Source organism: Pseudomonas oryzihabitans (genome assembly GCF_001518815.1).
In the GTDB taxonomy this organism is placed as follows: domain Bacteria; phylum Pseudomonadota; class Gammaproteobacteria; order Pseudomonadales; family Pseudomonadaceae; genus Chryseomonas; species Chryseomonas oryzihabitans_E.
The window spans coordinates 880170-906466 of record NZ_CP013987.1; the positions used below are offsets into that span (position 1 = coordinate 880170).

The 26297-nt window shown below is 62.4% G+C and carries 24 protein-coding genes and 1 tRNA gene; 11 read left to right on the forward strand and 14 right to left on the reverse strand.

All coding sequences use genetic code 11. The features are described from left to right. Window positions 1-12: 12 nt before the first annotated feature. Window positions 13-1395, reverse strand: coding sequence for a D-serine/D-alanine/glycine transporter (cycA, locus tag APT59_RS04060; RefSeq protein ID WP_059313675.1), 1383 nt, complete (start codon window positions 1393-1395; stop codon window positions 13-15). Between the two features lie 358 nt (window positions 1396-1753). On the opposite strand from cycA, the gene APT59_RS04065 reads away from it, so the two are divergent. Further along, window positions 1754-3820, forward strand: a complete 2067-nt coding sequence (locus APT59_RS04065; RefSeq protein WP_420480504.1) for an ATP-binding protein — start codon at window positions 1754-1756, stop codon at window positions 3818-3820. An 801-nt stretch (window positions 3821-4621) separates the two neighbouring features. Here APT59_RS04065 and APT59_RS22055 read toward each other — a convergent pair. Continuing rightward, window positions 4622-5110, reverse strand: coding sequence for a helix-turn-helix domain-containing protein (locus tag APT59_RS22055; RefSeq protein WP_082696280.1), 489 nt, complete (start codon window positions 5108-5110; stop codon window positions 4622-4624). Between the two features lie 107 nt (window positions 5111-5217). Here APT59_RS22055 and APT59_RS04070 point away from each other — a divergent pair, with 107 nt between their 5' ends. Continuing rightward, complete coding sequence (locus APT59_RS04070; protein ID WP_059313677.1) at window positions 5218-5685, forward strand: hypothetical protein; 468 nt, start codon at window positions 5218-5220, stop codon at window positions 5683-5685. 63 nt (window positions 5686-5748) lie between these two features. Here the strand turns inward: APT59_RS04070 and APT59_RS04075 are convergent, their stop codons facing one another. Then, window positions 5749-6312 carry a recombinase family protein gene (locus APT59_RS04075; protein ID WP_059313678.1) on the reverse strand — a complete coding sequence of 188 codons (564 nt, stop codon included), beginning with the start codon at window positions 6310-6312 and terminating at the stop codon, window positions 5749-5751. Between the two features lie 232 nt (window positions 6313-6544). On the opposite strand from APT59_RS04075, the gene APT59_RS22060 reads away from it, so the two are divergent. Continuing rightward, entirely contained in the window at window positions 6545-7930 is a 1386-nt protein-coding gene (locus tag APT59_RS22060; protein WP_237140567.1) for a hypothetical protein, read from the forward strand. Between the two features lie 38 nt (window positions 7931-7968). Here the strand turns inward: APT59_RS22060 and APT59_RS22065 are convergent, their stop codons facing one another. Together APT59_RS22065 and APT59_RS04080 are read right to left on the reverse strand one after the other, a co-directional pair. After that, entirely contained in the window at window positions 7969-9891 is a 1923-nt protein-coding gene (locus tag APT59_RS22065; protein WP_082696281.1) for a site-specific integrase, read from the reverse strand. Between the two features lie 88 nt (window positions 9892-9979). Next, window positions 9980-10053, reverse strand: a tRNA-Gly gene (locus tag APT59_RS04080). Window positions 10054-10186: 133 nt separating this feature from the next. On the opposite strand from APT59_RS04080, the gene APT59_RS04085 reads away from it, so the two are divergent. Both APT59_RS04085 and APT59_RS04090 read left to right on the forward strand, forming a co-directional pair. Beyond that, complete coding sequence (locus APT59_RS04085; RefSeq protein WP_059313679.1) at window positions 10187-11248, forward strand: M4 family metallopeptidase; 1062 nt, start codon at window positions 10187-10189, stop codon at window positions 11246-11248. Window positions 11249-11260: 12 nt separating this feature from the next. Then, a complete protein-coding gene (locus APT59_RS04090; RefSeq protein ID WP_059313680.1) occupies window positions 11261-11596 on the forward strand; it encodes a protealysin inhibitor emfourin in 336 nt (111 codons plus the stop codon). Window positions 11597-11599: 3 nt separating this feature from the next. Here the strand turns inward: APT59_RS04090 and APT59_RS04095 are convergent, their stop codons facing one another. After that, the gene (locus APT59_RS04095; RefSeq protein ID WP_059313681.1) at window positions 11600-12631 is read right to left on the reverse strand and encodes an MBL fold metallo-hydrolase; all 1032 of its coding nucleotides are present in this window, start codon (window positions 12629-12631) and stop codon (window positions 11600-11602) included. A 63-nt stretch (window positions 12632-12694) separates the two neighbouring features. Between APT59_RS04095 and APT59_RS04100 the strand changes: the two genes are divergently transcribed. Next, window positions 12695-13309, forward strand: coding sequence for a pseudouridine synthase (locus tag APT59_RS04100; RefSeq protein WP_059313682.1), 615 nt, complete (start codon window positions 12695-12697; stop codon window positions 13307-13309). 9 nt (window positions 13310-13318) lie between these two features. Here the strand turns inward: APT59_RS04100 and APT59_RS04105 are convergent, their stop codons facing one another. Continuing rightward, window positions 13319-14284 carry a chemotaxis protein gene (locus APT59_RS04105; RefSeq protein ID WP_059313683.1) on the reverse strand — a complete coding sequence of 322 codons (966 nt, stop codon included), beginning with the start codon at window positions 14282-14284 and terminating at the stop codon, window positions 13319-13321. A gap of 62 nt (window positions 14285-14346) precedes the next feature. After that, on the reverse strand, window positions 14347-14946 hold the full coding sequence (locus APT59_RS04110) for a LysE/ArgO family amino acid transporter (protein WP_059313684.1): 600 nt from the start codon (window positions 14944-14946) through the stop codon (window positions 14347-14349). Window positions 14947-15044: 98 nt separating this feature from the next. Here APT59_RS04110 and APT59_RS04115 point away from each other — a divergent pair, with 98 nt between their 5' ends. The 3 genes from APT59_RS04115 (at window position 15045) to APT59_RS04125 (ending at window position 17987) form a co-directional block, all read left to right on the forward strand. Beyond that, complete coding sequence (locus APT59_RS04115; protein ID WP_059313685.1) at window positions 15045-15932, forward strand: LysR family transcriptional regulator ArgP; 888 nt, start codon at window positions 15045-15047, stop codon at window positions 15930-15932. A gap of 83 nt (window positions 15933-16015) precedes the next feature. Beyond that, complete coding sequence (locus APT59_RS04120) at window positions 16016-16960, forward strand: NAD-dependent epimerase/dehydratase family protein (RefSeq protein ID WP_059313686.1); 945 nt, start codon at window positions 16016-16018, stop codon at window positions 16958-16960. A 172-nt stretch (window positions 16961-17132) separates the two neighbouring features. Further along, on the forward strand, window positions 17133-17987 hold the full coding sequence (locus tag APT59_RS04125) for a hypothetical protein (protein WP_059313687.1): 855 nt from the start codon (window positions 17133-17135) through the stop codon (window positions 17985-17987). Here APT59_RS04125 and APT59_RS04130 read toward each other — a convergent pair. The 4 genes from APT59_RS04130 to APT59_RS04145 are packed head-to-tail and all read right to left on the reverse strand — an operon-like array spanning window position 17968 to window position 22590. Beyond that, window positions 17968-19032, reverse strand: a complete 1065-nt coding sequence (locus APT59_RS04130; protein WP_059313688.1) for a hypothetical protein — start codon at window positions 19030-19032, stop codon at window positions 17968-17970. The genes APT59_RS04125 and APT59_RS04130 overlap by 20 nt on opposite strands. After that, window positions 19029-19589, reverse strand: coding sequence for a cob(I)yrinic acid a,c-diamide adenosyltransferase (locus tag APT59_RS04135; RefSeq protein WP_059313689.1), 561 nt, complete (start codon window positions 19587-19589; stop codon window positions 19029-19031). The genes APT59_RS04130 and APT59_RS04135 overlap by 4 nt, the downstream gene beginning before the upstream one ends. Window positions 19590-19610: 21 nt before the next feature. Further along, window positions 19611-21632, reverse strand: a complete 2022-nt coding sequence (locus APT59_RS04140; RefSeq protein ID WP_059313690.1) for a sensor histidine kinase — start codon at window positions 21630-21632, stop codon at window positions 19611-19613. Between the two features lie 43 nt (window positions 21633-21675). After that, window positions 21676-22590: a putative 2-dehydropantoate 2-reductase gene (locus APT59_RS04145; RefSeq protein ID WP_059313691.1), complete on the reverse strand. Its 915-nt coding sequence runs from the start codon at window positions 22588-22590 to the stop codon at window positions 21676-21678. Between the two features lie 123 nt (window positions 22591-22713). Between APT59_RS04145 and APT59_RS04150 the strand changes: the two genes are divergently transcribed. Next, the gene (locus APT59_RS04150; RefSeq protein WP_059313692.1) at window positions 22714-23193 is read left to right on the forward strand and encodes a YajQ family cyclic di-GMP-binding protein; all 480 of its coding nucleotides are present in this window, start codon (window positions 22714-22716) and stop codon (window positions 23191-23193) included. A gap of 99 nt (window positions 23194-23292) precedes the next feature. Next, complete coding sequence (locus tag APT59_RS04155) at window positions 23293-24165, forward strand: mechanosensitive ion channel family protein (protein ID WP_059313693.1); 873 nt, start codon at window positions 23293-23295, stop codon at window positions 24163-24165. A gap of 27 nt (window positions 24166-24192) precedes the next feature. On the opposite strand, the gene APT59_RS04160 is transcribed toward APT59_RS04155, so the two are convergent. Further along, a complete protein-coding gene (locus APT59_RS04160; RefSeq protein ID WP_059316822.1) occupies window positions 24193-25914 on the reverse strand; it encodes an AmpG family muropeptide MFS transporter in 1722 nt (573 codons plus the stop codon). Window positions 25915-25942: 28 nt separating this feature from the next. Further along, window positions 25943-26281 (reverse strand): MGMT family protein, encoded by a 339-nt coding sequence (locus tag APT59_RS04165; RefSeq protein WP_059313694.1) that lies wholly within the window; start codon window positions 26279-26281, stop codon window positions 25943-25945. Window positions 26282-26297 lie beyond the last annotated feature (16 nt).

The window sequence follows — 26297 nt, forward strand, 5'->3', positions numbered from 1 at the left end:
AACTGTGGCTGGCTAGCCGCCGCGTAGCGTCCGCCGCCCGCGCCACCAGTAGCCCAGGCCCAGCAGCAGGAACCACAGCGGACTGGCCAGCAGCGCCTGGCGGGTGTCGTCCTGCAAGGTCAGCAAGACCAGTACCGCGGCGAAGAAGGCCAGCACCCCGTAGCACACCCAGCGACCGCCAGGCAGCCGAAAGGCCGAGGCGGCGTACTGCTCCGGCCGGTTGCGTCTATAGGCCAGCCAGGCCAACAGGATCAGCGACCAGACGAACATGAACAGCACCGCGGCCAGGGTGGTGACCAGGGTGAAGGCGGTGACGAGATTGGGGATCAGGTAGATCAGCACCGTGCCCAGCAACAGGCACAGGCAGGACAGCAGCAGCCCACGCGCCGGCACGGCCGCCCGGGAAAGACGGGTGAGGCCCCGGGGCGCATGGCCTTCGCGGGCCAGGCCATAGAGCATCCGGCTGGTGGAGAAGATGCCGCTGTTGGCCGAGGAGGTGGCCGAGGTCAGCACCACGAAATTGATCAGGCTGGCGGCCATGGGCACGCCGGCCAGCACGAAGAGTTCGACGAAGGGACTCTTGTCCGGCACCACCTGGCGCCAGGGCGTCACCGCCATGATCACCACCAGCGCCAGCACATAGAAGACCAGGATGCGCACCGGAATGGAGTTGATGGCGCGCGGTAGGTTGCGCCGGGGATCGGCGGTCTCGGCGGCGGTGGTGCCCACCAGCTCGATGCCGACGAAGGCGAAGACGGCGATCTGGAAACCGGCGAAGAAGCCGCCCAGGCCCATGGGGAAGAAGCCGCCGTCGTTCCACAGATTGCTCAGGCTCGCCACGTTGCCCGAGGGCGATTGGAAACCCCAGAAGACCAGGCCGAAGCCGGTGACGATCAGCGCGCAGATGGCGACGATCTTGATCAGTGCGAACCAGAATTCCATTTCGCCGAAGAGTCGCACCGTGACCAGGTTGAGGCCCAGCAGGAGCAGCACGCAGAGCAGTGCCGGGATCCAGGGCGCGAGGCTGGGAAACCAGAACTGGGCATAGGCGGCGATGGCGATGACATCGGCGATGGCGGTAACGATCCAGCAGAACCAGTAGGTCCAGCCGCAGAAGAAACCGGCCCAGGGCCCGAGCAGGTCGGTGCAGAAATCGATGAAGGACTTGTATTCCAGGTTCGACAGCAGCAGCTCGCCCAGGGCGCGCATGACAAAGAACAGCGCACTGCCGATGATCAGATAGACCAGCAGGATCGACGGGCCGGCCAGGGCAATGGTCTTGCCGGAGCCCATGAACAGGCCGGTGCCGATGGCGCCGCCGATGGCGATCAGTTGCAGATGACGATTGGACAGGCTGCGTTGCAGCCCCTCGGGCGGGGTGGATGACGCGGACATGACGAGCGGATACCTGACGGCGACAGCGGGGGCCACAAGGTAAGAGATGCACGCCGCGGGTGCCAGTCGTTTCACCTGGACAGCATGCCGCAGGGCCGCGCTACCGCTGGTGGACGGCGCCACGCCATCGATCGCTCGCAAGACTGGTAAGGTGCCTTTGAACCCGCCTATCATGAGCGTCTGGGCTCATTGCTGAGAGCCTGGGCGGCCACCAGATCCGTCAGCGCCTCTGCCAGTGAGTCGTCCTTTGTCCTACCTTGAAAGCTTTGCTTGGGAAACCACGCCACTGGGCCATCGCACCTGCTGGCCTGTTGCTCTCAGGACCACCTACGACCTGCTGATGGCTTCGCCCTTCGCCATGTGCGCGACCTGGGGGCCCGAGCAGACGTTGATCTACAACCAGGCCTATGCCCCCTTTCTCGGGGCCCGGCATCCCGCGGCGCTGGGGCAACCGATCCACGAGGTCTGGGTGGAGTTGTGGGCCGAGATCGCGCCGCTGATCGAGCGGACGCTGGCCGGCGAGGCGCTGCATTTCGTCGACAAGCACTTCGTGATGACCCGCAACGGCTATCCCGAGGACACCTACTGGAGCTTTTCCTACAGTCCGCTGCGTGACGGCGAGACCATCGTCGGGATGCTCAACATCACCACCGAGACCACCGCCAGCGTCCAGGCCCATCGTCAGCGCGACGTGGCCGAAGCCGCGCTGCGCCGCCATAACCTGACGCTCGAACAGGAGCTGTCAGCGCGCATCGACGAACGCGACAGCGCCCGTGCCGCGGAGAGCAGCGTGCTGGCGGCCGCCGAACGGGTGCAGCTGGCCCTGGCCGCCGGCGCCATCATCGGCACCTGGTACTGGGACCTGCCCACCGATAGATTCACCGTCGACGAAGCCTTCGCCACCCACTTCGGCCTCGATCCTGCGCTGGGCCGCGATGGCCTGAGCCTGGGCCAGGTGGTCGCCAACGTCCATCCCGATGACCAGGCAGGCCTCGCCGCCGCCATCGCCGACGTGCTCGAACGCGGCGGACGCTATGCCCATCAGTATCGCGTTTGTCATCGCGACGGTCGCTACTACTGGGTGGAAGCCAACGGCCATGTCGAACTGGCGCCGGACGGTACCCCACTGCGCTTTCCCGGCGTGCTGCTGGACGTGGATGCCCGCCGCGCCCTGGCCGATGAACGCGATCGCGCCCTGGCCGAGCTGCGCGACCTGACCGCGACCCTGGAGCAGCGGGTCGAGGAGCGCACCGAGGAACTCCGGCGCTCGGAAGAGGCCCTGCGTCAGTCACAGAAGATGGAGGCCGTCGGCCAGCTCACCGGTGGCCTGGCTCACGATTTCAACAACCTGCTGGCGGGGATCTCCGGCAGCCTCGACCTCATGGGGCTGCGCATCGATCAGGGGCGCTTCACCGAGCTGGAGAAGTACCTGCTGGCGGCCCAGGGCAGTGCCAAGCGCGCCGCAGCCCTGACCCACCGGCTGCTGGCCTTCGCACGTCGCCAGACCCTGGCGCCGGAACCCACCGACGTCAACCAGCTGATAGGCGGCATGCTCGATCTGGTGCAGCGCACCGTGGGGCCGGCCATCCAGGTGCACTTCATCAGCCTGCCGGACAACCAGCCGCTGCTGGTGGATCAGTCCCAGTTGGAAAACGCCCTGCTGAATCTGTGCATCAACGCCCGCGACGCCATGCCTGGCGGCGGACGAATCCTGATCGAGGCCGATCATCATCAGGTCGATACCCACAGCGCGCCCGATCCTGAATTGGCCGAAGGGGACTATTTGCACCTGAGCGTGACCGATACCGGCAGCGGCATGACCCCGGATGTCGCCGCCAAGGCCTTCGAGCCCTTCTTCACCACCAAACCCATGGGGCAGGGCACCGGTCTCGGGCTGTCGATGATCTACGGCTTCGCTCGTCAGTCGGGCGGGCAGCTACGGCTACGCTCGATCCCGGGCGAGGGCACCACCGTCTGTCTCTATCTGCCGCGGCGGCCGGCCGAGCGGCTGTGCGAGGTCGCCACGGAGGATGGCCGGCCCTGCACGCTGGAAGGCGCCAACGCCACCGTGCTGGTGGTCGACGACGAACCCACGGTGCGCATGCTGGTGACCGACCTGCTGCGCGAACTGGGCTACGTCATCATCGAAGCCGCCGACGGTGCCGGCGGGCTGGAAGTCCTGCACTCCGATGCCCGCATCGACCTGCTGGTCACCGACGTCGGCCTGCCCGGCGGCATGAACGGCCGCCAACTCGCCGACGCCGCCCGCGTCCACCGTCCCGCACTCAAGGTGCTGTTCATCACCGGCTTCGCCGAAACCTCGCTGCTCAGCGACGGCCACCTGGAACCCGGCATGGCGATCCTGACCAAGCCCTTCGCGGTGGAAGCCCTGGCGCAGCGGGTGAAGGGGTTGGTGGCGGGGTAGGATTGATGCTCGCAAACCCCGCAACAGGGCCTGGAAAAGCAACGGCCCCCAATCAGCTGGTCCGCAAGGACTGATTGGAGGCCGTCTGGAATCTGGAGCGGGCGAAGGGAATCGAACCCAACCCCAAGTGTCGCGTAAGCCGTTGATTTATGGAGTGATTCCCGGGGGTAATGTAGGAGGTCGATGTAGGAGAGGCAAGGAGGTCCTAGGAGCGGGCTGGTATAAGGTGGGGGTGGTGTGTATTCCGCCGCGTGGAATTTCACAAATCCTTACAGAGGCGACCGGTTCGAGGCCTGGTCTGACGTCAGGTAGCGCGTCACGGGACGATTTGTCTTTGAGCTGATCAGGGAGAGCAAGACAGGGGTTGATTCGAAATGAAACCTTAAGTAGTCTTTGCGAATCCCGGACTATCGGTATCTGAACGTTCGACGGGAATGGAAAGGCAGTGTCTTTCCAAAGCCAACCTTGGTTGGCGGGCTCTAGAAGGTATGTAGCCAAAGAGCTAGCGGTAGAGATGGCCCTAAAAGGGCGGACGGAGCCGCGCTACACCAGGCTATGCAGACGGCCTAGCTTCCTCATCTGCATGTGCTTTTAGAATTCGTCCCGAGGTTGTTGAGAACCTATACGGAAGGCACTAGCCCCGGTGGAAGTCTCCCCTCTCAGTCTAACCTTGATCCCTTGATCTTGGTTGGGAGAGATATGGACCTTTTCTACCGGAAGGCTTTAAAGATTAGATACTTAAACTTCTATAAGTGAAACAAATGTATACCGTAGGTAAACAAAAAACGCCTACTTTTCTCCTTATAGTTGCGTTTCAGTTATCTCCTTCCATTCTATGGCAGACACTAGTCCCATGTTGCCTTGGCTGTTGGGACGCCACCATTTAGCTGTGCTCATACCTCGCAGGTAATCCAAAGCCTCGTCAAACGTAGCGAAGCGCTTTGGGGCGTCTTTCTCTCCTACCTTGAAGGTCCCGTCTCTGGAACTAGCTAACCCCGGATGGAAGCATGTCCCATCCGAAGCGAAAGGGACTGCTACCGGGACACCATGATGGGCGGGACTAGCTTCATTCGTTTTCGACGCAACGAAGAGATCTGCCTCCGGTATGCCTAGCACGATGGCCAGCCGCTCTATCGCGTCCAGCGATGGGTTGCCCTCTCCACGCTCCATACGACTCATATAGCTACGCGCAAAGCCACAGGTATCTGCGAACGCTTCCTGACTCTGACCGGTAGCCAGGCGTAGCTCTTTGATTCGTCGGCCGAATCGGACCCTGAGAGATTCATTCATCCCGGGAATGTCGATTGACGAACCCTAATCGGCCACGCTCTAATCGAGGAAATTCGAATCATTGTGGGGTGTAGAGCCCCAAGCATCTCTATCTAAAGGAGCTTTTGATGAAAGGAAGCGTAAAAGCTGTTGTAGCCGTTTCGCTGGCGATTTTGTTCGCTGCACCTACCCTTACCTTTGCTGCGGAGTCCTTGGAAAAGCTCAGCGCTAGGATGAAGGTCGGTGCAATGGGTAAGTCGATCAAGACTGGCGACCTTAATGGATTTACGTCGCTACCAGCGGTGAGATATCCGGACGGGCTAACCGGCTTTTTGAAGCGCTATGACGTGTATCCGCACCCTAACAATAGCTTCGTCGACTGTGGTGATGGGCTGGTCATGACACCAGCAGGCATCAAGCCGGGCTGTGTAGTTTCCATCAAGCTAGCCAAGAAACAGGCTGATGGCTCATTCCGGGACATTGGTATACGAATCGAGTATGGGGTATGGCCGGGCGCCAGAAGCTTTTCCGCCAATTCGAGTTATGCAAAATCAGCCATCCAAGGGGATGGGTTGCTCGAATTACAGATGCATTGATTATCGCGAACAGTCCGACTATGACGTAACCCAAAAGCTAGGCCCCCGCAAAGGGGCCGATTTTCAGTTCTGAATCACTTTCGCTATAGTTGCTCGCGACACGCCATATCGCTTTGCAAGGGCGCTAATGCTCAGCCCGCTACCTGCCCCTAGGGCTACCTGAGAACGTTGCTCCTGGGAGAGTCTGGGAGGTCTGCCGAGCTGCTTCCCCGCTTCCCTAGCCCGGGTTAGCCCCGCCTGGGTCCGCTCTATTAAAAGATCCCTCTCCATCTCCGCGACTGCTGCAAGCATAGAGATCAATAGCTTGCCTGCTGGAGACGTCAGGTCCGAAGCACCCAGCTGATGCACCAGCACGCGAATTCTCCTGCTCTCCAGCAGGCGGACAGTTTGCAGCACGTCTACAGCGTCACGGCCTAGGCGATCTAGTTTTGAAACAAGAAGTGTTTCGCCATCCCTTATCTTCCCGAGCATTTCCCTGAAGCCAGGGCGCTGCGTTGCGCAGGTCTTCCCACTAACAGTATCTGTGAACCAGAAGTCCAGCGCATAGCCCGACTGCTCTAGCTCAAGCCTTTGGTTCTCAGAGGTCTGTGCCGCAGTCGAGACCCGTCCATATCCGAAGATCGCCATCGTCTTATCGCCCTATATGAGGTGCCGGGAAACGGTGCCACGCTAGGACGCCGTGCCAACAAAGCCAAGGCTAAATTCCTGACAGACCTGGCCGATAGGTGGGATGGATGCCAGAAAACGGTCGTATAACGACATGCCAGGCAAGATCTTTTATTCAGCGCAAGGGGACTGCACAGTGGCTAAGCTCACACATCTCGCGACGATCTCGACTGAGTTCGGGATAGATCCAGACATGCTTGAAGATTTGGGTGTTATAGATGTTCAGTTAACGACTGATACCAATCTTTTTATTGATCCCTTGCTTTTGCCAGAGAGTTCACATCAAGAGATAAATATCGGGGCAGCCACGTCGTATGAGCAACGATTTGAGTGGATTATCAAGCTGCTAATGGCTTCAGAAGCGCCTGGTGATCTTGCTTGGCGTAAAGTTGAGAAGCTCTTTAAGTTTAGCGAGATTTCATGGACCTGCTTAGGATATGGTTCTTCTGTAAATGGGTCAGGGTTTGGTCCAGCTCTAAGCGCATCTGCTTTAGATACCGCTCGCCAGATTGTCAAATTAGGCGTGACCGATATTGATTTCTTTATGGGCTTGTCGTTGTTCGAGGAAGGTATAGGGCCTGACAGAATAAGCGATATGACCACTAATATAATATTAAAAGATTTGGTTGCTTTTACGGATCGTGTCAATAAAGCGCTTTGCTTGCCGGTTAAGGAGTTTTCCTTGCCAGTTGATGGTGAGCGACGTCAGTTGCCGGTAAATCCCTATACAGGCGGCGCACTAATCCTAGTCCCCAGAGATATTGTTCGGACTCTTCCAGTCGCTGCGGACTGGAGCGATGTTGCACGTGTGGCGCGTGAGAACGATGAGCTGAGAGAACGAGTTAGTGGCCATATTGGGAAAGTTTGGTCCACGATGACAAAAAAACAGAAGGCACAACTAAAAGATTCTGCCTTGAGAAGCAAGGATTCTTTCGAGTCGCTGCTGGAGTTAATAAAGTTCGTTCCTGGTGAGCCTTATGATTTTTCAAAAGATAATCAGGGTGAAGTGTTCTGGGCGAGAATAATAAATAAAATTGCCTCTGAATACCCTATGTCGTTTTCGGTTAAAAAGAAAACGCTAGATCGGGATGATATAATTCGTATAGTGGATGAAATTATTCTTCAGTTCAAAGAGTTGGTGGAAAACAAAGGGCTTTGGAAGGAGCTTTGGACTGATGAGAAGACGCCGAGGAGAGAAAAAGCGTCTCAAAGACTTTTGTTTGCTATAGCTTATTCTTACTGTAAGGCGAATAATTTAGATATTACTCCTGAAGCAGATTCTGGTAATGGGCCGGTAGATTTTAAGTTCTCTACTGGCTTTGATCTGCGTATCGTCGTAGAGGTAAAGCTCTCAACCAATGGAAAACTAGCTCATGGTTACGAAAAGCAGCTAGGGATCTACAAGAGAGCTGACGACACTGAGCTTGGCGCATTTATAGTTATTGATGTCGGGGGGCTTGGTCAGAAGTATGAGGTGGTTCAGCGGCTTAGAAGAGAAGCCTCAGAAAGAGGCGAGTCAACTTCTCATATTTACTATGTTGACGGTAATATAAGGGATTCGGCCAGCAAAAGGGTTTAGGTTGTGCTGGCAGATGCCCCATTGCTGGGGCATCTTGCTTATACGTTTTTCCCTTTGCGTCTCAATGCGTCTGTTAGCGCATCTATGCCTGCCTCGCAATTGAAGCTAGCGATGGTAGGCAGGTCAAAGGATAGTTTTTCAACGTATTTGCTTGCGTTGCTTGTTTGGCTGTCCTTCGTATATCGAGTTTCGGTGATTGTTTCACCTCTTTGATGTCCCGCTAGTTCGCTTCTAATTCTTGAAGGGGCTTGAAGCTCTTCAAGCATTGTCAAAAATGTATGGCGGAAAGAGTGATAGCTCTTTTTCCCATCTCTTTTTATTCCAAGCCTCTTGCCGAGAAAGCGTTCATTGAACCAGCTGCCTGCTGCTTTTCCGTAGCCTTTGATTGGATCTCTTTTTAGTTCCGGAAAGAGTCGTGTTTGTCCCGCTTGCTCAAGTCTGGTCTTGTAGTCGATAAGCCCTAAATCGACAAGCTTCGTGTGTATAGGGATATTTCGTATTGAGTTTTCATTTTTGAGTTTTTTATCAGTCTCTCGGTCAGTGGCTAGCTCTTCGTTGTTTTCATTTATACTTAAAAGGTATTTTCCTTTTTCGTATTCAATAATGTCTGCCAGATCAAGTTGCGCTAGTTCATTTATCCTTGCGCCAGTATATAGGGCGAGCAAAGGAAGCCAATAATAAAATGGTTGAAATTGGTGGTATCTGCCGTGTTTGTTCTTGGAGCCAGATCCGTGTTTAAACCAATCGGCTGAAAATATCAGATCCAAATCTTCTTTTTCTAAAAGCGCTCGCTGGTCTTGGGTTCTTTCGAGTGTTTTCGATCTACCAATAATTCTTGATGCCGGATTGGCGATCATGAATCTTTCCGAAACTGCCCAGGTAAAAAACTCGCTTATCTTATTGATATATAATCTGACTTTCTTTTCGCTTGCACGAATTTCACTAGAGTCTTTTGTCAGTTCAATAATCTTCAACAGACTGTTGGTTTTGTATTTTCTGGTGGCGAGATAGTTGTTTTCTGGTGTTTGCCTAAGTAGTGCTTCGTATTTTCTTATGGTGGTTCTATCTATTTCGCCGAGGTAAGGGTCCTCTGTTAGCTCGATAAATGTCTTGCACATCGAATCCATTTTATTTTGTTGTGAAATTTTCCAGTCTGCTCTTTTTTGTTCAATAAATAATTTTACTATTTCTGATGCTTTTCTGCTGGCGTGTCGAGGGTTGCAAAAATCACTCGATTCGACTTTTTTACTCAAGGCAGCGCTATGGGTGCTGTGGTCTTCTGCCTTATTTGTATGGTTGATTTTCTCGACATTAGAATTCGGTAATAAATGTGGGAATAGTCGTAAGGCGTGAATTTTCAATATCAAGAGTGACTTCGCGTTTATTGTTATCCCTTTTTGTTCTGGAAAGAATGCCGCTCTTCCTTTATTGGGGATCTTGAAGGCATGTTCTTCGTATTCACCGTGTTCTAGGAGGTGAATGACTGTGTGGTTGGTATTGAACGGTTTTAATGGTCCGGTATATAGTGTGTGGCTACCAAATGCACGTGCGCTATCTAATACTATAGATCCGTCTTCTCTATCAAGTTGGGTGTGGTCGTCTATGGTAATCCCATAAATACTACTTGCTAGCAAGGTGGCAGGGATGTTGTTGTTAATCATCTCTCTGAGAATTCTATCTACAGGAATGTTTGCTGTTTGACTAAGTTCAAGCAGGCTGATAAGTCCCCGAGAAGAAAGAAATTCGATGTCAGACAACTGAGTTAATCTCCAGTCCTTGATGAAGTTTTCCCAATAGCATTCCAGGAACGCGGCAAAGTGTCTCGCGCTGCTGAGCCGATTAGTTTTAGAGGATAGATGAATTTCTTTCTGACCAAGATGGCCAGCATAGATAGAAGGCACCGCGACACGGAGGACGTAGATTCCGCTCGGGCGGCGGTAAAGCCGGAAGGATTTTGCCATGGCTAACGCGAGACCTGTGTAGGACAGCCACGCGAAAAAAGCCACTTGAGGTAGAAACCCGTTTGAAAACAACGAGTTATCTGAGAGTTGGAGCGGGCGAAGGGAATCGAACCCTCGTCATGAGCTTGGGAAGCTCAGGTAATGCCATTATACGACGCCCGCGTGGGGTGCCTTTGTACCAGAAGCCTGCGTCCGGGTGAAGAGGCGGGAGCCGTCTGGTCGTTTCGTGGTCCAACGAACAGGACCGCACGCTGCGGTGATCGGGGGCTCTGTCCCCCACAGGAGGAGGGCGCGCATGTCTCGTAACCAGGGCACCTACCAGGGGGTTATTCCCCCCTACATTCTTGGCCGCATCATCGATCATGGCGACGAACACCAGCGTTCCTGCGCCCTGACCACTCTGAGTCATGTGCAGAGTCTGCTGCACAATCCCGGTCGGCCCGGGGTACGCCAGGCACCGGTCGGAGCCTTGCCTCGGACCGACGACGCCAGTCCGCAACGCAGCATCTTCGATGCCGGCAATGCCATGCAGCTGCCCGGGCGCCTGGTACGCCAGGAAGGGCAGGCGCCCGTCAGCGACGTGGCGGTGGACGAAGCCTACGATCACCTGGGCGCTACCTTCACCTTCTTCAATGAGGTGTTCGGTCGCAACTCCATCGACGGCCAGGGCCTGCCGCTGGCCGGTACCGTCCACTATGGCCAGGAATACCAGAACGCCTTCTGGAACGGCGAGCAGATGGTGTTCGGCGATGGCGATGGCGAGATCTTCAACAGATTCACCATCGCCCTGGATGTCATCGCCCACGAACTGGCGCATGGAGTGACCGAGAGCGAAGCGGGCCTGGTGTACTTCAACCAGTCCGGCGCGCTCAACGAGTCGGTATCCGACGTCTTCGGCATCCTGGTCAAGCAGTACCAGCTCAAGCAGACCGCCGCCGAGGCGGACTGGATCATCGGCGCCGGGCTGCTCACCGACCGCATCAAGGGCAAAGGCCTCAGATCCATGGCCGAGCCGGGTACGGCGTACGACGACCCGACCCTGGGCAAGGATCCGCAACCCGGCCATATGCGCGACTACATCGAGACCCGTGAAGACAACGGCGGCGTTCACCTCAACTCCGGCATTCCCAACCGCGCCTTCTACCTTGCGGCCGTGGCCTTGGGTGGCTATGCCTGGGAAAAGGCCGGGCCCATCTGGTACGACACCCTGTGTGACAGTCGCCTGGCCAACGATGCGGACTTCGCCGCCTTCGCCCGGCTGACGGTTTCCAACGCCGGCCGCCGTTTTGGCGCCGAGTCGGCGGAGGTGGCCGCTGTCCAGGAGGCCTGGGCCGGCGTGGGCGTTACCCTTATCTAGAGGAGCATGGCGATGCGCGAACTTCCCCCGCTCGGCAAGGACACCGTGGTGCGGCTCTCGCGGCAGGGAGGCTTCGCGCCCCTGCATGCGTTGAGCAAGCCACGGGAGATCGAATTCGGCCAGTACGACAGCACCCAGCGTGGGCGCATCTGCTCGGTGCTGGAGCGCTGCCTGCCGGAATCCGGCGAACCGACCCAGGTCGGCCGTGGCGATCAGCGCTACTTCAAGGTGGAGCTGCGTTTTAGACCGCAGCCCGCCGAGCAGGAAGGCGAACTGACCCTGCTGATCCCCGAGGACCGGGCGCCCAGTGAGCTGGTACGCCTCTGGGACAAGGGGTTGGTGGAGTGAGCCCTAGGGCACCGACCAGGCCTCACCGGGTGCCAGCGTCCTGAACGCCTCATCCGCCAGGCCATGCAGCGCTCGGGCATGGGCCAGGTTGCGGGGCGGGGCGAATTGCGCTTCGTCGCTCAGTGGAAAGGTGCCGAAGTGGATACCCAGGCTGCTGCCTGCTCCGAGCGTCTGGTGCGCACGCACGGCGTCGTCGGGATTGAGGTGGCTGTCCTGCATGAACCAGCGCGGTTCATAGGCGCCAATGGGCAGGGCGGCAAAACGTGGCGCGCCTAGGCGTTCACGGATCTGCGCGAAATGCGGTCCCCAGCCGGTATCGCCGGCGAAATAGACCGGCCCGCTAGGCGCCTCCAGTACGAAGCCACCCCAGAGCCTGCGATTGGTGTCGAAGCGACTGCGCGCCGACCAGTGTTGGCCCGGCACCAGATGGAGGCGCACCCCGTCCTTGAGCGGCAGGCTTTGCCACCAGTCCAGTTCGCTGACCGTGACGAAACCGGTCTCGCGGCGGATCAGCTCGGCGTTACCCAGGGGCGTCACCACCGGCGTCAGGGGCGCACGCTCGGCCAGGCGCCTCAGGGTGGCCAGGTCCATATGATCGTAATGGCTGTGGCTGATAAAGATCAGATCCACCGGCGGTAGATCATCCAGGGCCACGCCAGGCGCGTGGAAGCGCTTGGGGCCGACGGAGCTGAAGGGGCTGACCCGCTCCGACCAGACCGGATCGGTGAGGATGTTGAGGCCCTGGTGCTGGATCAGCAGGGTGGCATGATTGACGAAGGTCACCTGCAGTTCGCCGCCCTCGACACGGGCTGGCGGGCGCATCGGCATGGCGGGACCGTCTTGCCAGGTCCACTGGGGGCGTGTCCGGGTGAGCTGCCACTTGAGCAGTGTCCAGAGACTCTTGTCCTCGCGCGGCGCCAGGTTATGGAAGCGCTCGCCGTCGAAATGCTCGGAGCGCGGGCCTTCATAGGCGGACGAGGCGCAACCGGCCAGGGTGAGCAGGTGGATCAGCCACAGCGGACGAAAGATGCGCATGGGACCTCGGACGAATAGACTAGGCGATCCAGCTTACCCTTTGGCTAGCCGCCGTCGATCCCCATGTCGCGAAATCCTCGCTTCACCCCCGGCCCCCGGCCTCGCCGTCAGGCCAAGGCGCCCCCGGCCACGCCGCGGCTGCTGCTGCTCAACAAGCCCTTCGATGTGCTCACCCAGTTCGCCGATGCCGACGGCCGCGCGACCCTGAAGGCCTTCGTCGAGGTGCCAGGCGTCTATCCCGCGGGCCGTCTGGATCGTGACAGCGAAGGTCTGCTGCTGCTCACCAACGATGGCCAGCTGCAGGCGCGCATCGCCGATCCCAGGCACAAGCTGCCCAAGACCTATTGGGCACAGGTGGAGGGCACGCCTAGCGAAGAGCAGTTGCAGCGGCTGCGCCAGGGCGTCGAACTCAATGATGGTCCCACCCTGCCAGCCGAGGCGCACCTGCTGGCCGAAGCGCCGGTGCTCTGGGAGCGCGATCCGCCGGTGCGTTTTCGCAAGAGCGTGCCGACCGCCTGGATCGAGCTGACCATTCGCGAAGGTCGCAATCGTCAGGTGCGCCGCATGACGGCCGCCGTGGGCCTGCCGACGCTACGGCTGGTACGGGTGCGTATCGGGCCCTGGACGCTGGACGATCTGGCGCCGGGTCAGTGGCGCGAGGTGCCCACGTCCCTGTAGCGCTGGACGTCAGTCCTGGTGCTGGCTGGCGGCGTCCTGCAGATCGCCGGCGATGTCGGCGAGGCGGCGGCTGATGTCTTTCAGCACGTGCGGGTCTAGGTCCCGTGGTGCTTGGCCTGGTTCGGTCAGGAGCTGATTGGCCAGCAGGGTGCTCAGGGCCCCGACCTCGGTCGCCTGGTGACGCAGGTCGTGGGTATGCTGGACGGCGGCGTCGCGCAGGAGATTGGTGCTGTGGGTCAGTCGGCCCAGTTCGTCGTCACGGCCACCGGGCAGGCGCTCGCCGAAGCGCCCGCGCGCCAGCAGGCCCAGTTGCCGAGCACAGGCCACCAGTGGATCGACCAGGCGACGCTCCACCAGCCGTACCCCCAGGAACAGCAGGCCACTGCCACAAAGCAGCAGCGCCAGGCCGGCGAGCAGGATGTCGCGTTGCGCCTCGGCGCGGATGGCGGCGATCTGCTCGGCGGTGCGCCCGTGCAGGTCGTCTACCAGGGCCGCGAAGCCCTCGGCCGTCTCACGATCGATACCCCGCACCTCGGCATCACCCCGCCGCGGATCGCGATCATGGGCGAGATAGGCGGCGTATCCGGCGCGATAGCGCTCGCCCAGGCGACCATGCTGGGCGCGCAGGGCCAGCAGCCGGGGCTGGAGATCGGGGTCGACGCGGGTGGCCAGCTGTTGCAGGCGCTGGTCGACCTCCGCCTCGCGGGTCTGGAAGGCCTGCCAGTAGCGCTCGGCGGTCGCGGCATCGCCGCCGCGCAGAAGGAAGTTCTTCCACTCCTGCACCTGGATCTTGAAGGTCAGGTGGGTGTCGTCGATCTCTACCAGTCGCTCCAGCGGGCCTTCGATCAGCTGCTGGTAGCGATGCAACTCGCGCGAGAGCAGGGCGAAGCCGGCCAGGGCGATCAGCAACATCAGCAGCAGACTGCCGCCGAACAGGAGCAGGCTCTGACTGCGGAGCGAGCGGGCGAAGGGCATGGGAGATCTCGACAGGGAACGCAGACCCGCAGCTTAGGGCGCTCGCTCGGCGAAGACCAGCCTCAGGTCGAGACCAGGAGCTGAGCCGCGACGGCAAACATCACCAGGGCCACCAGCAGGTCGATCAGCCGCCATACCCCCGGGCGGGCCAGGTAGGGTGCGGCCCAGGCGGCGCCCAGGGCGAGGCCGAAGAACCACAGCATGGAAGCGGTGGCGGCGCCGAACACATAGGCCAGGGGCGCGGCCTGCTGGCTGCCCAGGGAGCCTACCAGCAGCACCGTGTCCAGGTAGACGTGGGGATTGAGGAGGGAGACCGCGGCGGCGGCGAGCAGCGCCTGACGCCGGCTACGTGGGCTCGTGGTCTCCAGCTTGTCGATGGCCGCCGGCCGCCAGGCCCGCCGCAGCGCCTGGGCGCCGTACCAGAGCAGAAAGGCCGCGCCACCCCAGCGCAGGATGTCCACCAGCAACGGGCTGTGCTGGATCAGCGCGGCCAGGCCCAGCACGCCGGCGGCCACCAGGATCACGTCACAGGTCAGGCAGAAGGCGGCGATGGCCAGGTGGTGCTCGCGGCGCAGTCCCTGGGCCAGCAGATAGGTGTTCTGGGCACCGAGCGCCATGATGAGGCTGGCCATGGTCAGGAGGCCGGTGAAATAGCTGTTCATTACGGGGGGATGCCCTGTCGTCCTGGAATGGCTGCTACCTTGCCGTCTCCAGGCGTATAAGAAAAACCAATATTCCTTATGCAGCATTAGCCAGATCGATGATCGATTACAAATTGCTGGAAGCCCTGGCCGTGGTGGTGGAAGAGGGTGGCTTCGAACGCGCCGCGCGGCGCCTGGGGCTGTCGCAGTCGGCGGTGTCCCAGCGCATCAAATTGCTCGAAGCCAGGGTCGGCCAGGCGGTGCTGGTCCGCGAGACACCGCCCCAGCCCACCGCGCCAGGCCTGCGCCTGCTCCGTCATATCCAGCAGGTGCGCCTGCTGGAGGCCGATCTCGGCAGTGAGGTACCGGGGCTGGCCGAGGAGGCGCCGCAGCGGCTGCGCATCGCCCTCAATGCCGACAGCCTGGCCAACTGGTGGCCTGCGGCGGTGGGGCCCTGGGTGAGGGGGCAGCGCGTGCTGCTGGATCTGGTGGTCGAGGACCAGGACGTGGTGCTGCGTCGGATGAGAGCCGGGGAGGTGGCGGCCTGTCTCTGCGCCAGCGGTCAGCCACTGGCCGGGGCCCGGGTCAGCGCCCTGGGCGCCATGCGCTATCGGGCCCTGGCCAGCCCGCTGTTCCGCGCGCAGCAGCTGGCCGATCTGCCGGATCCTCAGGCCCTGGCGCAGGCACCGGCCATCGTGTTCGGGCCGGACGACCGGCTGCAGCATCGCTATCTGGAACAGCTCGGCGTCATCCAGTCCTTCGATTACCACCTCTGTCCTTCCGCCGAGGGCTTTCTGCAGATGACCCTGAGCGGGATCGGCTGGGGGCTGCTGCCGGATATCCAGAGCGCCACCGCCCGCGCCAGCGGCGCCCTGGTGGATCTGGCGCCCGGCCATTGGGTGGACGTGCCGCTGTTCTGGCATCACTGGCGCAACGGCGGAACCGCCCTGCAGGCCCTGACCCGGCATCTGCAGCAGGTTGCCGGCCAGTGGCTGGTGCGCGACTAGCGGCGTCCACGCGACGCTTTGGTTACACTGGTTGATCGGTCGCCACCGCCGTGACCGAGGTCTTTTCAGGGAATCCCAGCGATATGCGTATCTTGATCACCGGTGCCAGCGAGGCGCTCGGTGCAGGCCTGGCCTGCGATCTGCTCGACCGCGGCCAACTGGTGCGGGTGCACGGCCGCCCGGGGGCGACCCTGGATGCCCTGGTCGAGCGTGGCGCCGAGTACCGTCCCGCCCTGCTCGACCAGCCCGAGCAGGTGGTGGCGCTGTGCGACGACATCGACGCCATCGCCCACTGCACCGACGTGGCGGGTGTGCCCAGCGCAGCCGATCTGGACCATGGCCAGGTGCTGATCGAAGCCGCCCTGCAGCAGCAGGTCGCGCAATTCCTCTATGTTTCCTCCGCCCGGGTCTACGAGCGCGGGGGCGAGGCCCTCAAGGAAGACCAGGTGCCAGCCAAACCCAAGGGCAGCGAGGCCCAACGGCGGCTGCAACTGGAGCGCCTGGTGCTGGCCGCCGGCGAATTCGGTCCTCAGGTGACGGTGTTACGGCCAGCCCAGGTGCTGGGTCTGGCCGACCGCGAGTGGGCACGCTGGTTGCTGGAAAGAGCCAAGGCCAAACAGCTGGCGCGCACCGGCAATGGCCTCAATCGCTGGGACTTCACCAGCGCCGGCAACTTGCGCCAGGCCCTGGTGACCCTGCTGCTGGCGCAGCCGGTCACGGCCAATGGCAAGGTCTTCAATCTCAGCGATGGCGAGCCGCTGGTGTGCTGGGATGCGATCAACTTCCTGCTGCGGCGTTTCGAGTTGCCGCCGGTGGCCGAGCAGCACGCCTTCGCACCTCGCCGGCTCTATGCGCGGCTGCGGACACCGCGCCATGACTCGCGCTGGCCCGAGTTGCTGGACAGGCCCTTCACCCTGGACATTCGCGCCGCCCAGGAGGCCTTCGGCTATCGCCCACGAGCCAGCTCCTGGAGTGCCCTGGAAGATTACCGGCCGCGTGCGCCTGTGGCTCGCAGTGGCCCGGTTTAGCGAGAACCAACTGGCCGTAAAGGTATGGCATGCTGGCGCTTTGCTATCGACGCAGACTGCGTTTCGGCGCACGCTCCCGGGGCGAATCCGCGCGCGGGCTGCCTCGCGTCGGCGCTGACGGCCGTTATACTGGCCGCGATTTCGTCTTTCCGCCTTTGCTCACAGGTCTGCCATGCGCAACGATCTTCTCGATGAAATGGATAACGTCCCGAGTCTGACCCCGGAGCGCGACGATCGCCGTCCCGGTGGTCGTCGACCGGTCGAAGCCGAAGAGGTCTATCGCGAACCCGCTGCCGGTCACGCCCGCCCGGTGCGCCGTGGCCCTTCCACCGCGCCGCTGTGGGTGCTGGTCGCCGCCCTGACCCTGGCGCTGGCCGGCGTCGCCTGGTGGAGCCATCAGCAGCTGGTGCTGATGCAGGAACAGGTGGTGGCCACCCAGGAAAACTTCGCGCGCATCAGCGAAGACGCCCAGGGGCGGCTGAGAGACATCTCCGGCAAGCTGGTGGAGAGCGAATCCTCCGGCACTACCAGCCGCGAGGCCTTGCTGCTGCAGGTCAAGACGCTGCAGACTAAGGTCGCCGAGCTGACTCGCCAGCAGCAGGGCGTGACGGACAACCAGCAGGCGCAGGACAACCGTCTGCAAAACCTCTCCAGCGCGGTGCAAACCGTGCAGAGCGGTAGCGGCGAGGTGGAAAGCCGTCTCAAGGCCCTGGCGGAGGAGCAGGCCGCGCTGAAGAACGGCCTGGCCCAGACCAGCAGCCTGGCCGAGCAGGTCGCCAGTCTTGGCGCTCAGAACAAGGCGCTGCAGGCCGACATCGCCGCGCTGAAGAAGCCCAGCGCCCAGAGCCAAGCGCTGGGTGAGATGCAGCAGGACTTGCTGGTGCTGCGCAGCGAGCTGGACGCCCGCCCGGTGGGGCCGGACAGCAAGGAGTTCGACTCCTTCCGCCTGCAGACCACCCGCAACATCACCACCCTGCAGACCCAGGTGCAGAATCTGCAGCAGCAGATCAGCGCCGGGGCGCGTTGATCGGATCGATCTCGCTGCGCTGCCACTCCTGGGGCCAGAGCTCGCCATCGAGTTGGGCGAGCCGGCGCTGCAGGACCTTCTGCTTGAAGACTTCGAGGATTTCCACCAGCACCTCGTCCAGGGCATTGTCCTGGGCGCCGCTGGGCAGGCTCTGATCGAAGCCGTGATCGGCCAGGCGACTGGCCAGGGCGCGGAAGTCACGGGTACGCAGGCTGGCCGTCGCCTCCCGCACCAGCCCATTGACGATGTCGGTGAGCACCCCGTCCAGGGTGTCGGCCAACCGGTCGCCCATGGGCAGCCGCTTGAGCCGGGCGAGGTCGGGGTTCTCGTCCAGGGCGCGCTGCACCACGTCCCCTACCAGCCGTTCCAGGGTGGCGCGATTCTGGGTGTAGCCCTGTTCCACCATCGCCTGGATGCGCTGCGCCATGCCGTCGATCAGGCGCTGCTTGCGCGGGCGGATGACGCGATCGATCACGCTCTGGGAAAAGTCGTCGCGGGTGTTCAGCTCGTCCTGCAACTCACCGCAGATCTTGATCATCACCCGGTCCGACAGATCCTCCATGAGCAGCTGGTAGTAATGGTCGAAGAGCTGGTAGGGCCGCCAGTGGCGCATGTCGATCAGCCCCAGGCGCTGCAGGCGCAGGAGCAGGGAGATGATGCGCAGGGCGCGCAGCAGGCGGAAGCCGCCGAGGGGAATGCAGCCGAGTACGTCGTACCAGTGGATGAAAGGGTAGTGGTACCAGCGTGAGTGACGGCGCTCGACCACCGCCACCAGCCAGCCGAGCAGCACGTCGGTGAGGAAGAAGGCGACGAACACCAGGTCGATGTGGGTGAAGTGGGCGTGGATGCGTTCGCCATAGAAGGCGTGGAAGCCGGGCAGCACGGCGGCCAGGGCCTGGTTGAGCGGCCCCAGGGCATAGAGGCTGTCGAACAGGATCAGTGCCAGGTTCACGCAGACCAGGATCAGGATCAGGCCGTCCCAGAGGGCGAGCAGGCCTTCGTGGCGGCGCACGGGTGGCGCTGCTGGCGCGGCCGGCGCGCTCATGGCCGCGCGGCCTGCCAGAGCACCTCGCTCACCCCCTGGCGCCGGGCGACAATGCGCGCCGCGACGAACAGCAGGTCGGACAGGCGATTGAGATAGGGCAGGCCCTGGCCCTCCAGCGGCTCTACCGCATGCAGGCTACGGCAGCGCCGCTCGGCACTGCGCGCCAGGGTGCGGCAGACGTGGGCCTGGGCCACGGCGCGGGAGCCGCCGGGCAGGATGAAGTTCTCCAGGGGGCCCAGCTCGGTGTTCCAGTGATCGATGGCGCCTTCCAGGCGCTCGATCTCCACCGGTTGCAGGGCACGATAGCTGGGCATGGCCAGTTCACCGCCGAGATCGAACAGTCGGTGCTGGCAGGGCGCCAGGGCCTCGCTCACCTCGGCGAGGCGCGCATCCTCGGCCAGTTCGGCGAGCAAGAGCCCCAGGGCGCTGTTGAGTTCGTCCACCGCGCCGATGGCCTCGATGCGCGGATGGTCCTTGGGGACCCGGCTGCCGTCGGCGAGGCCGGTGTCGCCGGTGTCGCCCTGGCGGGTGTAGATCTCGGTGAGGCGAAAACCCATGGCGCGGCTCCTGGCAAGGTCTTAGACGGAATCAAAATCGGCCTGGACGAGGGGTAGGCGCAGGGTGAAGCAGGTCCCTACGCCGGGCGTGGAGTGCACCTCCATCTGCCCCTTGTGGTTGTTGGTGATGATGAAGTACGACACCGACAGGCCCAGGCCGGTGCCCTGGCCTACTTCCTTGGTGGTGAAGAAGGGCTCGAAGATGCGCTTGCAGATGTCCTCGGGGATGCCGATGCCATTGTCCTCCACCTGGATCTCGGCCCAGCCGCCACGCAGCCGGGTGCGCAAGGTGATGCGGCCGTATTCGCCTTCTTCCTCGTCGTCGCGCAGATGGATGGCCTGGGCGGCGTTCTTCAGCAGGTTGAGCAGCACCTGCTCCAGCTCGTTGGCGATCACCGGCACCGGTCCCAGCGCCGGGTCGAATTCGCGGAGGATGGACAGGGTGCGGAAGTCGAAGCCCTCGGCCAGGTCGAAGTCGTTGCCGGCGATCTCGATGGCCTGGTCGATCAGCGGCGGCAGCTCACTGGCTTCCATCTTGCGATTGCTGCGGCGGCTGAAGGCGAGCATGTGGCTGACGATCTTGGCCGCACGGCTGCCGGCCTGGTGGATGCCGTCGAGCAGCCGCGGGATCTGTCGACTCTCCAGGTAGCAGTTCACCGCATTGAGCTCGACGCCCGATTCGGCGGCCTGCTCGAGATTCTTCGGCAACTCCGGGGACAGCCGCCGACGGATGTTCTGCACGTTGTGCAGGATGGCGCCCAGGGGATTGTTGATCTCGTGGGCCATGCCGGCCGCCAGGCCACCGACCGAGAGCATCTTTTCCGACTGCACCATCATCTCTTCCATGTTCAGGCGCTGGGTGATGTCGTCGATGCGGATCACCACGCCGCGCCCGGCGCCGCCCATCAGCGGGTAGAAGGTCAGGGTGTAGTGACGCGGGGTGTCGGTCAGTGCCCAGGTCACCCGTTCCACCTTTTCCACCCGCAGGAGTTCGGCGGTGCGGCTCAGTTGCGGCAGGAAGGGTTTGAGCGAGGGAAAGGCAAGAAACACCGGCTGGTTCAGGGCTTCGTCCAACTGGGTGCCGGAAAGGTGGGTGGCCTCCTGGTTCCACTGGGTGACGTAGAACTGCTCGTCCACCGCGATCAGCGCCGAAGGCATGGAGTCGATGATGCTGTTGAGGTAGTTCTGGAAACCGGTGAGCTTCTTCTCGATCTTGCCGCGGACCTGCACTTCAAGTTCCAGCTTGCGGTTGGAGCGCCGGGTCTCCTCGGCCAGGCTCTGGGCCTGCAGCACCGCGTACTGGGCGTCGTCGCGGGCGCGCTTGAGTTGCTGCTCGCGGCCCTGGATGCGGCCGAGCATGGTGTTGAAGGATTCCGCCAGGCGCCCAAGCTCGTCTTCGCTGCCCTTGCTGGCGCGCAGCGAATAGTTTTCCTCCCGGGTCACCTGGCGCGACAGCTCTTCCAGTTCGCGGATCGGCAGGGTGATGAGCCGCTTGATCTGCCGCGCCACCACCAGCCAGAGCAGGATGCTGAAGGTCAGGATCGCCAGGCTGGCGGTGAGGGTGCCGCGATAGAAGGCCCCTGGCAGTTCGCTGCTGGCCACCAGCAGGAGATGCCCGGGCGCCCCTTCGGGACGGGGCAGTTCCACCAGCAGATTGGTGCGGAATTCACGCAGGCGCCAGGTCTGCAGGTCTTCGAAACGCGCGGGTACCTGCAGGCGATCGCCGTTGTGCAACTCTGCCAGGCGCTGGCCCTGGCTGTCGTAGACGGCCGCCAGACGCAGCGGTGCATAGCCCTCCAGCTGCCGCAGTTGCACCTCGGCCGCCGCCGGTGAGGCCAGCACTTCGCGGCTGAGTACCGGGCTGGCGAACAGCCGGCCAAGCGTCTGCAGGGCCTGGGGTGCCACGCTTTCCTGGGAGATCCAGTAGGCGGCGCTGATGAAGGTCACGTTGGCCACCACCAGCACCGCGATCATCATCACCAGCAGGGCGGCCAGCAACTTGCGGCCGACCGGGAGATTCTTCAGGCGTTTGGCGAGGATCATGGGGCAGCCGCGGCAACAGGGAAGCGGGCAGGGTAGCCCGCAGCTAGTTCTCGGGCAATCCGCGCTCCGCGAGCCTGGCCTGGAGCCGCTGCTGCAGCTCGGCCAGATGCGGCACCGGCAGGCGCAGCCGTCCGGCGATCGGCAGGGCATGACCGAGCAGATGGCTCACCTCGGTGCGCTGGCCGCGCTCCACGTCCTGCAGCATGGAAGAGCGGTTATTGGCGGTGGCGGCGATCACCGCCTCGACCTCCTGCTGCAGCCCCTGGGCCGCCGGAGCGAGTCCCATGGCTTCCAGCAGCACGACGAGTTCATTGCACAGCGCGGCCACCTCTGTGCGGTGCTGGCTCAGTTCGCCGTTGCGGCAGTGATAGAGCACGGTCAGGGGGTTGATGGCGCAGTTGATCGCCAGCTTGCGCCACAGCCGGGCATCGATGTCGTCCGTCCAGCGTACCGGAAAGCCCAGGTCGGTGAGCGTATCTAGCCAGGGCGGCGGGGTATGGCTGCCGAGCTGGTCGCCGATCCAGATCTGGCCGGCGCCGGCCGCCACCACATGGAAGTCGGTCTCGCGAAAGGCGCCCTCGGTGGTGCTGGCCCTCAGGCAGCGCGCCCGTGGTACGCGGGCCGCCACGGCGTCCTGACTACCCAGGCCATTCTGCAGGAGCAGGACCTCGGCTTCCGGTTCCAGGCGCGCGGCGACACTGGCGATGGCGTCCTCGGCGTCATAGCTCTTGCAGGCCAGGATCAACCGGCGGATCGGATTGCCCGCCTCGGGCGTTTCGGCGGGCAGCGGATAGAGACTGGTCGTGTCGCCTTCGGTGAGGCGCAGTCCGCCACCGGCGCGATACTGCGCCAGGCGGGTGCGATCGCGCAGGATCAGGCGGACCGGTTCGCCGCCACGGAACAGGCGCGCTGCCCAGAGTCCGCCGAGACTGCCGGCGCCCAGCACGTGCCAGCTCACAGCTGTGACTCCAGGATGGGTTCGCGGGGCATGGTCGGATTCCTGCAGAAGAAGGCCAGTCGTTATAATGGTCGGTCAGGCTGCAGCGTCAAGGCTGCCCCATCGCAACCGAGGAGAAAATCCATGCCTTCCTTCGACGTGGTATCGGAGCTGGACAAGCACGAAGTCACCAACGCCGTCGACAACGCCATCAAGGACCTTGATCGTCGCTACGACCTGCGCGGCAAGGGCAGCTTCGAGGCCAAGGACCTGACCGTGACCCTTACTGCCGATGCCGACTTCCAGCTCGAGCAGATGCTGGAGATCCTCAAGGTCAACCTGGCCAAGCGCAAGATCGACGTCCAGTGCCTGGAGGTCAAGGATGCCTATGCCTCCGGCAAGACCGTGAAGCAGGAGACCACCCTGCGCGAGGGCATCGACAAGGAGCTGGCGAAGAAGATCGTCGCCCTGATCAAGGACAGCAAGATCAAGGTCCAGGCCGCCATCCAGGGCGAGCAGGTGCGCGTCACCGGCAAGAAGCGCGACGAATTGCAGGAGGTCATCACCCTGCTGCGTGGCCAGTCGCTGGGCATGCCGCTGCAGTTCGACAACTTCCGCGACTAACGTCCGGCTTCGGAACCTCTGGGTCTACCGTCCGTCGCACATAGGGCGCCGCCATTCAGGCCGCGCCCGACTTTTTTCTTGTGCGTGGAGAGGTAGACGATGGATTTGAGTGCCCAGACCGATCACCTGCTGACGGCCTTCATGGCCTGGCTACCGGTGATCCTGCAATATTGCGGCAAGGTAATGCTGGCCCTGCTTACCCTGTGGATCGGCTGGTGGATCATCAATCGCCTGACCGGGCGGCTGGCCGCGCTGTTCACCGCGCGGCACATGGACCAGGCGTTGGAAACCTTCGTGGTGACCCTGGTCAACATCGGCCTCAAGGTGATGCTGGTAATCAGCGTTGCCTCCATGATCGGCATCGCCACCACCTCCTTTGTCGCCGCCCTCGGCGCTGCCAGCCTGGCCATCGGCCTTTCGCTACAGGGCAGCCTGGCCAACTTCGCCGGCGGGGTGCTGATCCTGCTGTTCCGGCCGTTCAAGATCGGCGATTACATCGAGGCCCAAGGCGTACAGGGCACCGTGGATTCGATCCAGATCTTCCACACCGTGCTGCGCACCGGCGACAACCGCACCATCACCGTCCCCAACGGCAATCTGTCCAACGGCATCATCACCAACCAGTCGCGCCAAACAACCCGGCAGATCGTCTTCGACGTCAAGGTGGGCTATGACGCCGATCTGCAGAAGGCCAAGCAGGTGCTGGGCGAGATGGCCAAGGATCCGCGGGTGCTGGAAACGCCGCCGCCCGCCATTGTGGTGGCTGGCCTGGGCGACACCTTCATCACCGTGTCGCTGCGCTGCTGGACCGCCAACAGTGACTTCTGGGGAACCCAGTTCACCTTCAACGAGCAGATTCGTGATCGGCTGCGCGCCGAGGGCATCGATATCGCGCTCCCCAGCCGGGTGGTCAAGGTGATTGACGACAAGGGCGAGGAACGCGCAGCGGCGGCGGCGCGCGGCGAAGCCTAGGGCTGGACGAGGCGGCCGCGGGCCGCCTCAGTTGCCGCTGCCGGAGGGACCGCTCGGTACCGCGGTCCGCCGCTGGCGCAGCCAGAGCACCGCGATCAGGAGCAGCGTCGGCACCCCCATCAGCGCGGTCAGCGAAAAGAACGAGCTGTAGCCGACGTGCTCCACCATGGCACCCGAATAGCCACCCAGCAGGCGCGGCAACAGCAGCATCAGCGAGCTGAGCATGGCGTACTGGGTTGCCGAGAACCTGAGGTTGGTCAGGCTCGACAGGTAGGCGACAAAGGCAGAGGTTGCCATGCCGCCGCTGACGTTGTCGGCGCAGATGGTGGCGATCAGCAGCGGCACGTTGGCGCCGGTGGAAGCGATCACCACGAACAGCAGGTTGGTCAGCGCCGAGGCGGCGCCGCCGAGAAAGAGGATCGGCAGAATCCCTACCCGAGTGATCAGTACGCCACCCAGCCCGGCGCCGAACAGAGTCATGAACACCCCGAAGATCTTGCTCACGCCGGCGATGGTTTCCTTGCTATAGCCCACGTCGATATAGAAGACGCTGGCCATCACGCCCATGACCGTATCGGACAGCCGATAGGTGGAGATCAGGCCAAGCAGCAGCAGCGCCTGCCACTGGTAGCGCTGGATGAACTCGGTGATGGGCGTCAGCACCGGCGCCATCAGCCGGCGTCCGGGGGCGGTGAGGCAGAGCCAGACGATCAGGCCGTACATCAGGCCGCGCGGCCAGTAGCCGCCGGCCAGGGCGGACAGACCGCCAGTGGCGGCCACGATGAGCACGATCAACAGAATCACCGAGACCATCTGGTGCACGAAGTCGAAGCGCGGCAACTCCTCGGCATTGGCCGCATCACGCAGCCGCAGGGGCTCGCGCATGCGGCGCATGAGATCGCTCAGCGGCTTGCTGCAGTAGCGGCCCCAGGGCGACAGGCAGCCGACGATGAACAGGCTGTAGAGCAGGGCGCGCGGCCAGGCCTGGGCGATGGCGGCATTGATGGCGGCGGGGATGGAGATCAGCATCACCAGCAGCAGGGCGACCGCCACCAGCTGGTGGTTGAAGCCGAAGCGCGATTCCGCCATGGCCATGGGCGCGACCGGCTCCGGCTCGCGAATCAGGACGCTGGTGACCAGTCCCGGCAGGACCAGCAGGGCGAACAGCATGTAGGTGGTGGCCCAGGCGCTCTGGCTGTAATCGAGGCGGGACGAGCCCAGCTCCTCGGCGAGAAACAGGGCGCCGGCGCTGGCCAGCAGGGCGGCGATGCGATAGCCGGTCATGTAGCAGGCGGCGAGGGCGGCCTGGCGCTCGTCGTCGGCGATCTCCAGGCGGTAGGCGTCCACAGCGATGTCCTGGGTGGCCGAGGCGAAGGCCACCAGGACCGCCAGGGCGATCAGTTGCTCCAGGTGCTGCTGCGGATTGCACAGCGCCATGCCAACCAGCCCCAGGCCCACCAGGATCTGCGACAGCACCAGCCAGGAGCGTCGACGGCCGAGCTTGCCGATCAACGGCAGCTTCCAGAGATCGAGCATGGGCGACCACACCCACTTGAAGGCATAGGCCAGGCCGATCCAGCTGGCGTAGCCGATGGTCTCGCGACTCACCCCCGCTTCGCGCAGCCAGACCGAGAGGGTGGAAAACACCAGCATGGCTGGCAGGCCCGCAGCGAAACCCAGCAGCAGCAGGGCCAGGCAGGCCTTGGATTTGTAGGTGGTGACGGCTTCGCGCCAGAAACGTGCAAACATGCCCTTGGGCTCGGAAAAAACGCGCACTCTACTCGACACTCTCAACTGGATTCCACCGGTACCGACGCATGTCCACCCGGTCCTCGTGCAGCAGCACGCCCTCGGCCCGCAACCGCTCGCGCTGCGCCTGACCGGAAGGGCTGTCGCGGGTCAGGCTCGGCCGGCCATCCGCGGCGATGACGCGATGCCAGGGCAGGGCGCTGCCCTCCGGCAGCCGACCCAGCACCCAGCCCACCCAGCGTGCGCCTCGGCCCAGGCCGGCGAGCTCCGCCAGTTGGCCATAGCTGACCACCCGCCCCGCAGGAATGGCGGCCAGCGCCTGGAAAACCGCCTGGCGACGAGGATCGGGGGGAGGGGACGTGGTCATGATGCCCTGCTGCTCC

Bases quoted from the DNA above. Each gene is read 5' to 3' on its own strand.
- cycA (WP_059313675.1), bottom strand. From the start codon at position 1,395: ATGTCCGCGTCATCCACCCCGCCCGAGGGGCTGCAACGCAGCCTGTCC.
- APT59_RS04065 (WP_420480504.1), top strand. From the start codon at position 1,754: ATGTGCGCGACCTGGGGGCCCGAGCAGACGTTGATCTACAACCAGGCC.
- APT59_RS22055 (WP_082696280.1), bottom strand. From the start codon at position 5,110: ATGAATGAATCTCTCAGGGTCCGATTCGGCCGACGAATCAAAGAGCTA.
- APT59_RS04070 (WP_059313677.1), top strand. From the start codon at position 5,218: ATGAAAGGAAGCGTAAAAGCTGTTGTAGCCGTTTCGCTGGCGATTTTG.
- APT59_RS04075 (WP_059313678.1), bottom strand. From the start codon at position 6,312: ATGGCGATCTTCGGATATGGACGGGTCTCGACTGCGGCACAGACCTCT.
- APT59_RS22060 (WP_237140567.1), top strand. From the start codon at position 6,545: ATGCTTGAAGATTTGGGTGTTATAGATGTTCAGTTAACGACTGATACC.
- APT59_RS22065 (WP_082696281.1), bottom strand. From the start codon at position 9,891: ATGGCAAAATCCTTCCGGCTTTACCGCCGCCCGAGCGGAATCTACGTC.
- APT59_RS04085 (WP_059313679.1), top strand. From the start codon at position 10,187: ATGTCTCGTAACCAGGGCACCTACCAGGGGGTTATTCCCCCCTACATT.
- APT59_RS04090 (WP_059313680.1), top strand. From the start codon at position 11,261: ATGCGCGAACTTCCCCCGCTCGGCAAGGACACCGTGGTGCGGCTCTCG.
- APT59_RS04095 (WP_059313681.1), bottom strand. From the start codon at position 12,631: ATGCGCATCTTTCGTCCGCTGTGGCTGATCCACCTGCTCACCCTGGCC.
- APT59_RS04100 (WP_059313682.1), top strand. From the start codon at position 12,695: ATGTCGCGAAATCCTCGCTTCACCCCCGGCCCCCGGCCTCGCCGTCAG.
- APT59_RS04105 (WP_059313683.1), bottom strand. From the start codon at position 14,284: ATGCCCTTCGCCCGCTCGCTCCGCAGTCAGAGCCTGCTCCTGTTCGGC.
- APT59_RS04110 (WP_059313684.1), bottom strand. From the start codon at position 14,946: ATGAACAGCTATTTCACCGGCCTCCTGACCATGGCCAGCCTCATCATG.
- APT59_RS04115 (WP_059313685.1), top strand. From the start codon at position 15,045: ATGATCGATTACAAATTGCTGGAAGCCCTGGCCGTGGTGGTGGAAGAG.
- APT59_RS04120 (WP_059313686.1), top strand. From the start codon at position 16,016: ATGCGTATCTTGATCACCGGTGCCAGCGAGGCGCTCGGTGCAGGCCTG.
- APT59_RS04125 (WP_059313687.1), top strand. From the start codon at position 17,133: ATGCGCAACGATCTTCTCGATGAAATGGATAACGTCCCGAGTCTGACC.
- APT59_RS04130 (WP_059313688.1), bottom strand. From the start codon at position 19,032: ATGAGCGCGCCGGCCGCGCCAGCAGCGCCACCCGTGCGCCGCCACGAA.
- APT59_RS04135 (WP_059313689.1), bottom strand. From the start codon at position 19,589: ATGGGTTTTCGCCTCACCGAGATCTACACCCGCCAGGGCGACACCGGC.
- APT59_RS04140 (WP_059313690.1), bottom strand. From the start codon at position 21,632: ATGATCCTCGCCAAACGCCTGAAGAATCTCCCGGTCGGCCGCAAGTTG.
- APT59_RS04150 (WP_059313692.1), top strand. From the start codon at position 22,714: ATGCCTTCCTTCGACGTGGTATCGGAGCTGGACAAGCACGAAGTCACC.
- APT59_RS04155 (WP_059313693.1), top strand. From the start codon at position 23,293: ATGGATTTGAGTGCCCAGACCGATCACCTGCTGACGGCCTTCATGGCC.
- APT59_RS04160 (WP_059316822.1), bottom strand. From the start codon at position 25,914: ATGTTTGCACGTTTCTGGCGCGAAGCCGTCACCACCTACAAATCCAAG.
- APT59_RS04165 (WP_059313694.1), bottom strand. From the start codon at position 26,281: ATGACCACGTCCCCTCCCCCCGATCCTCGTCGCCAGGCGGTTTTCCAG.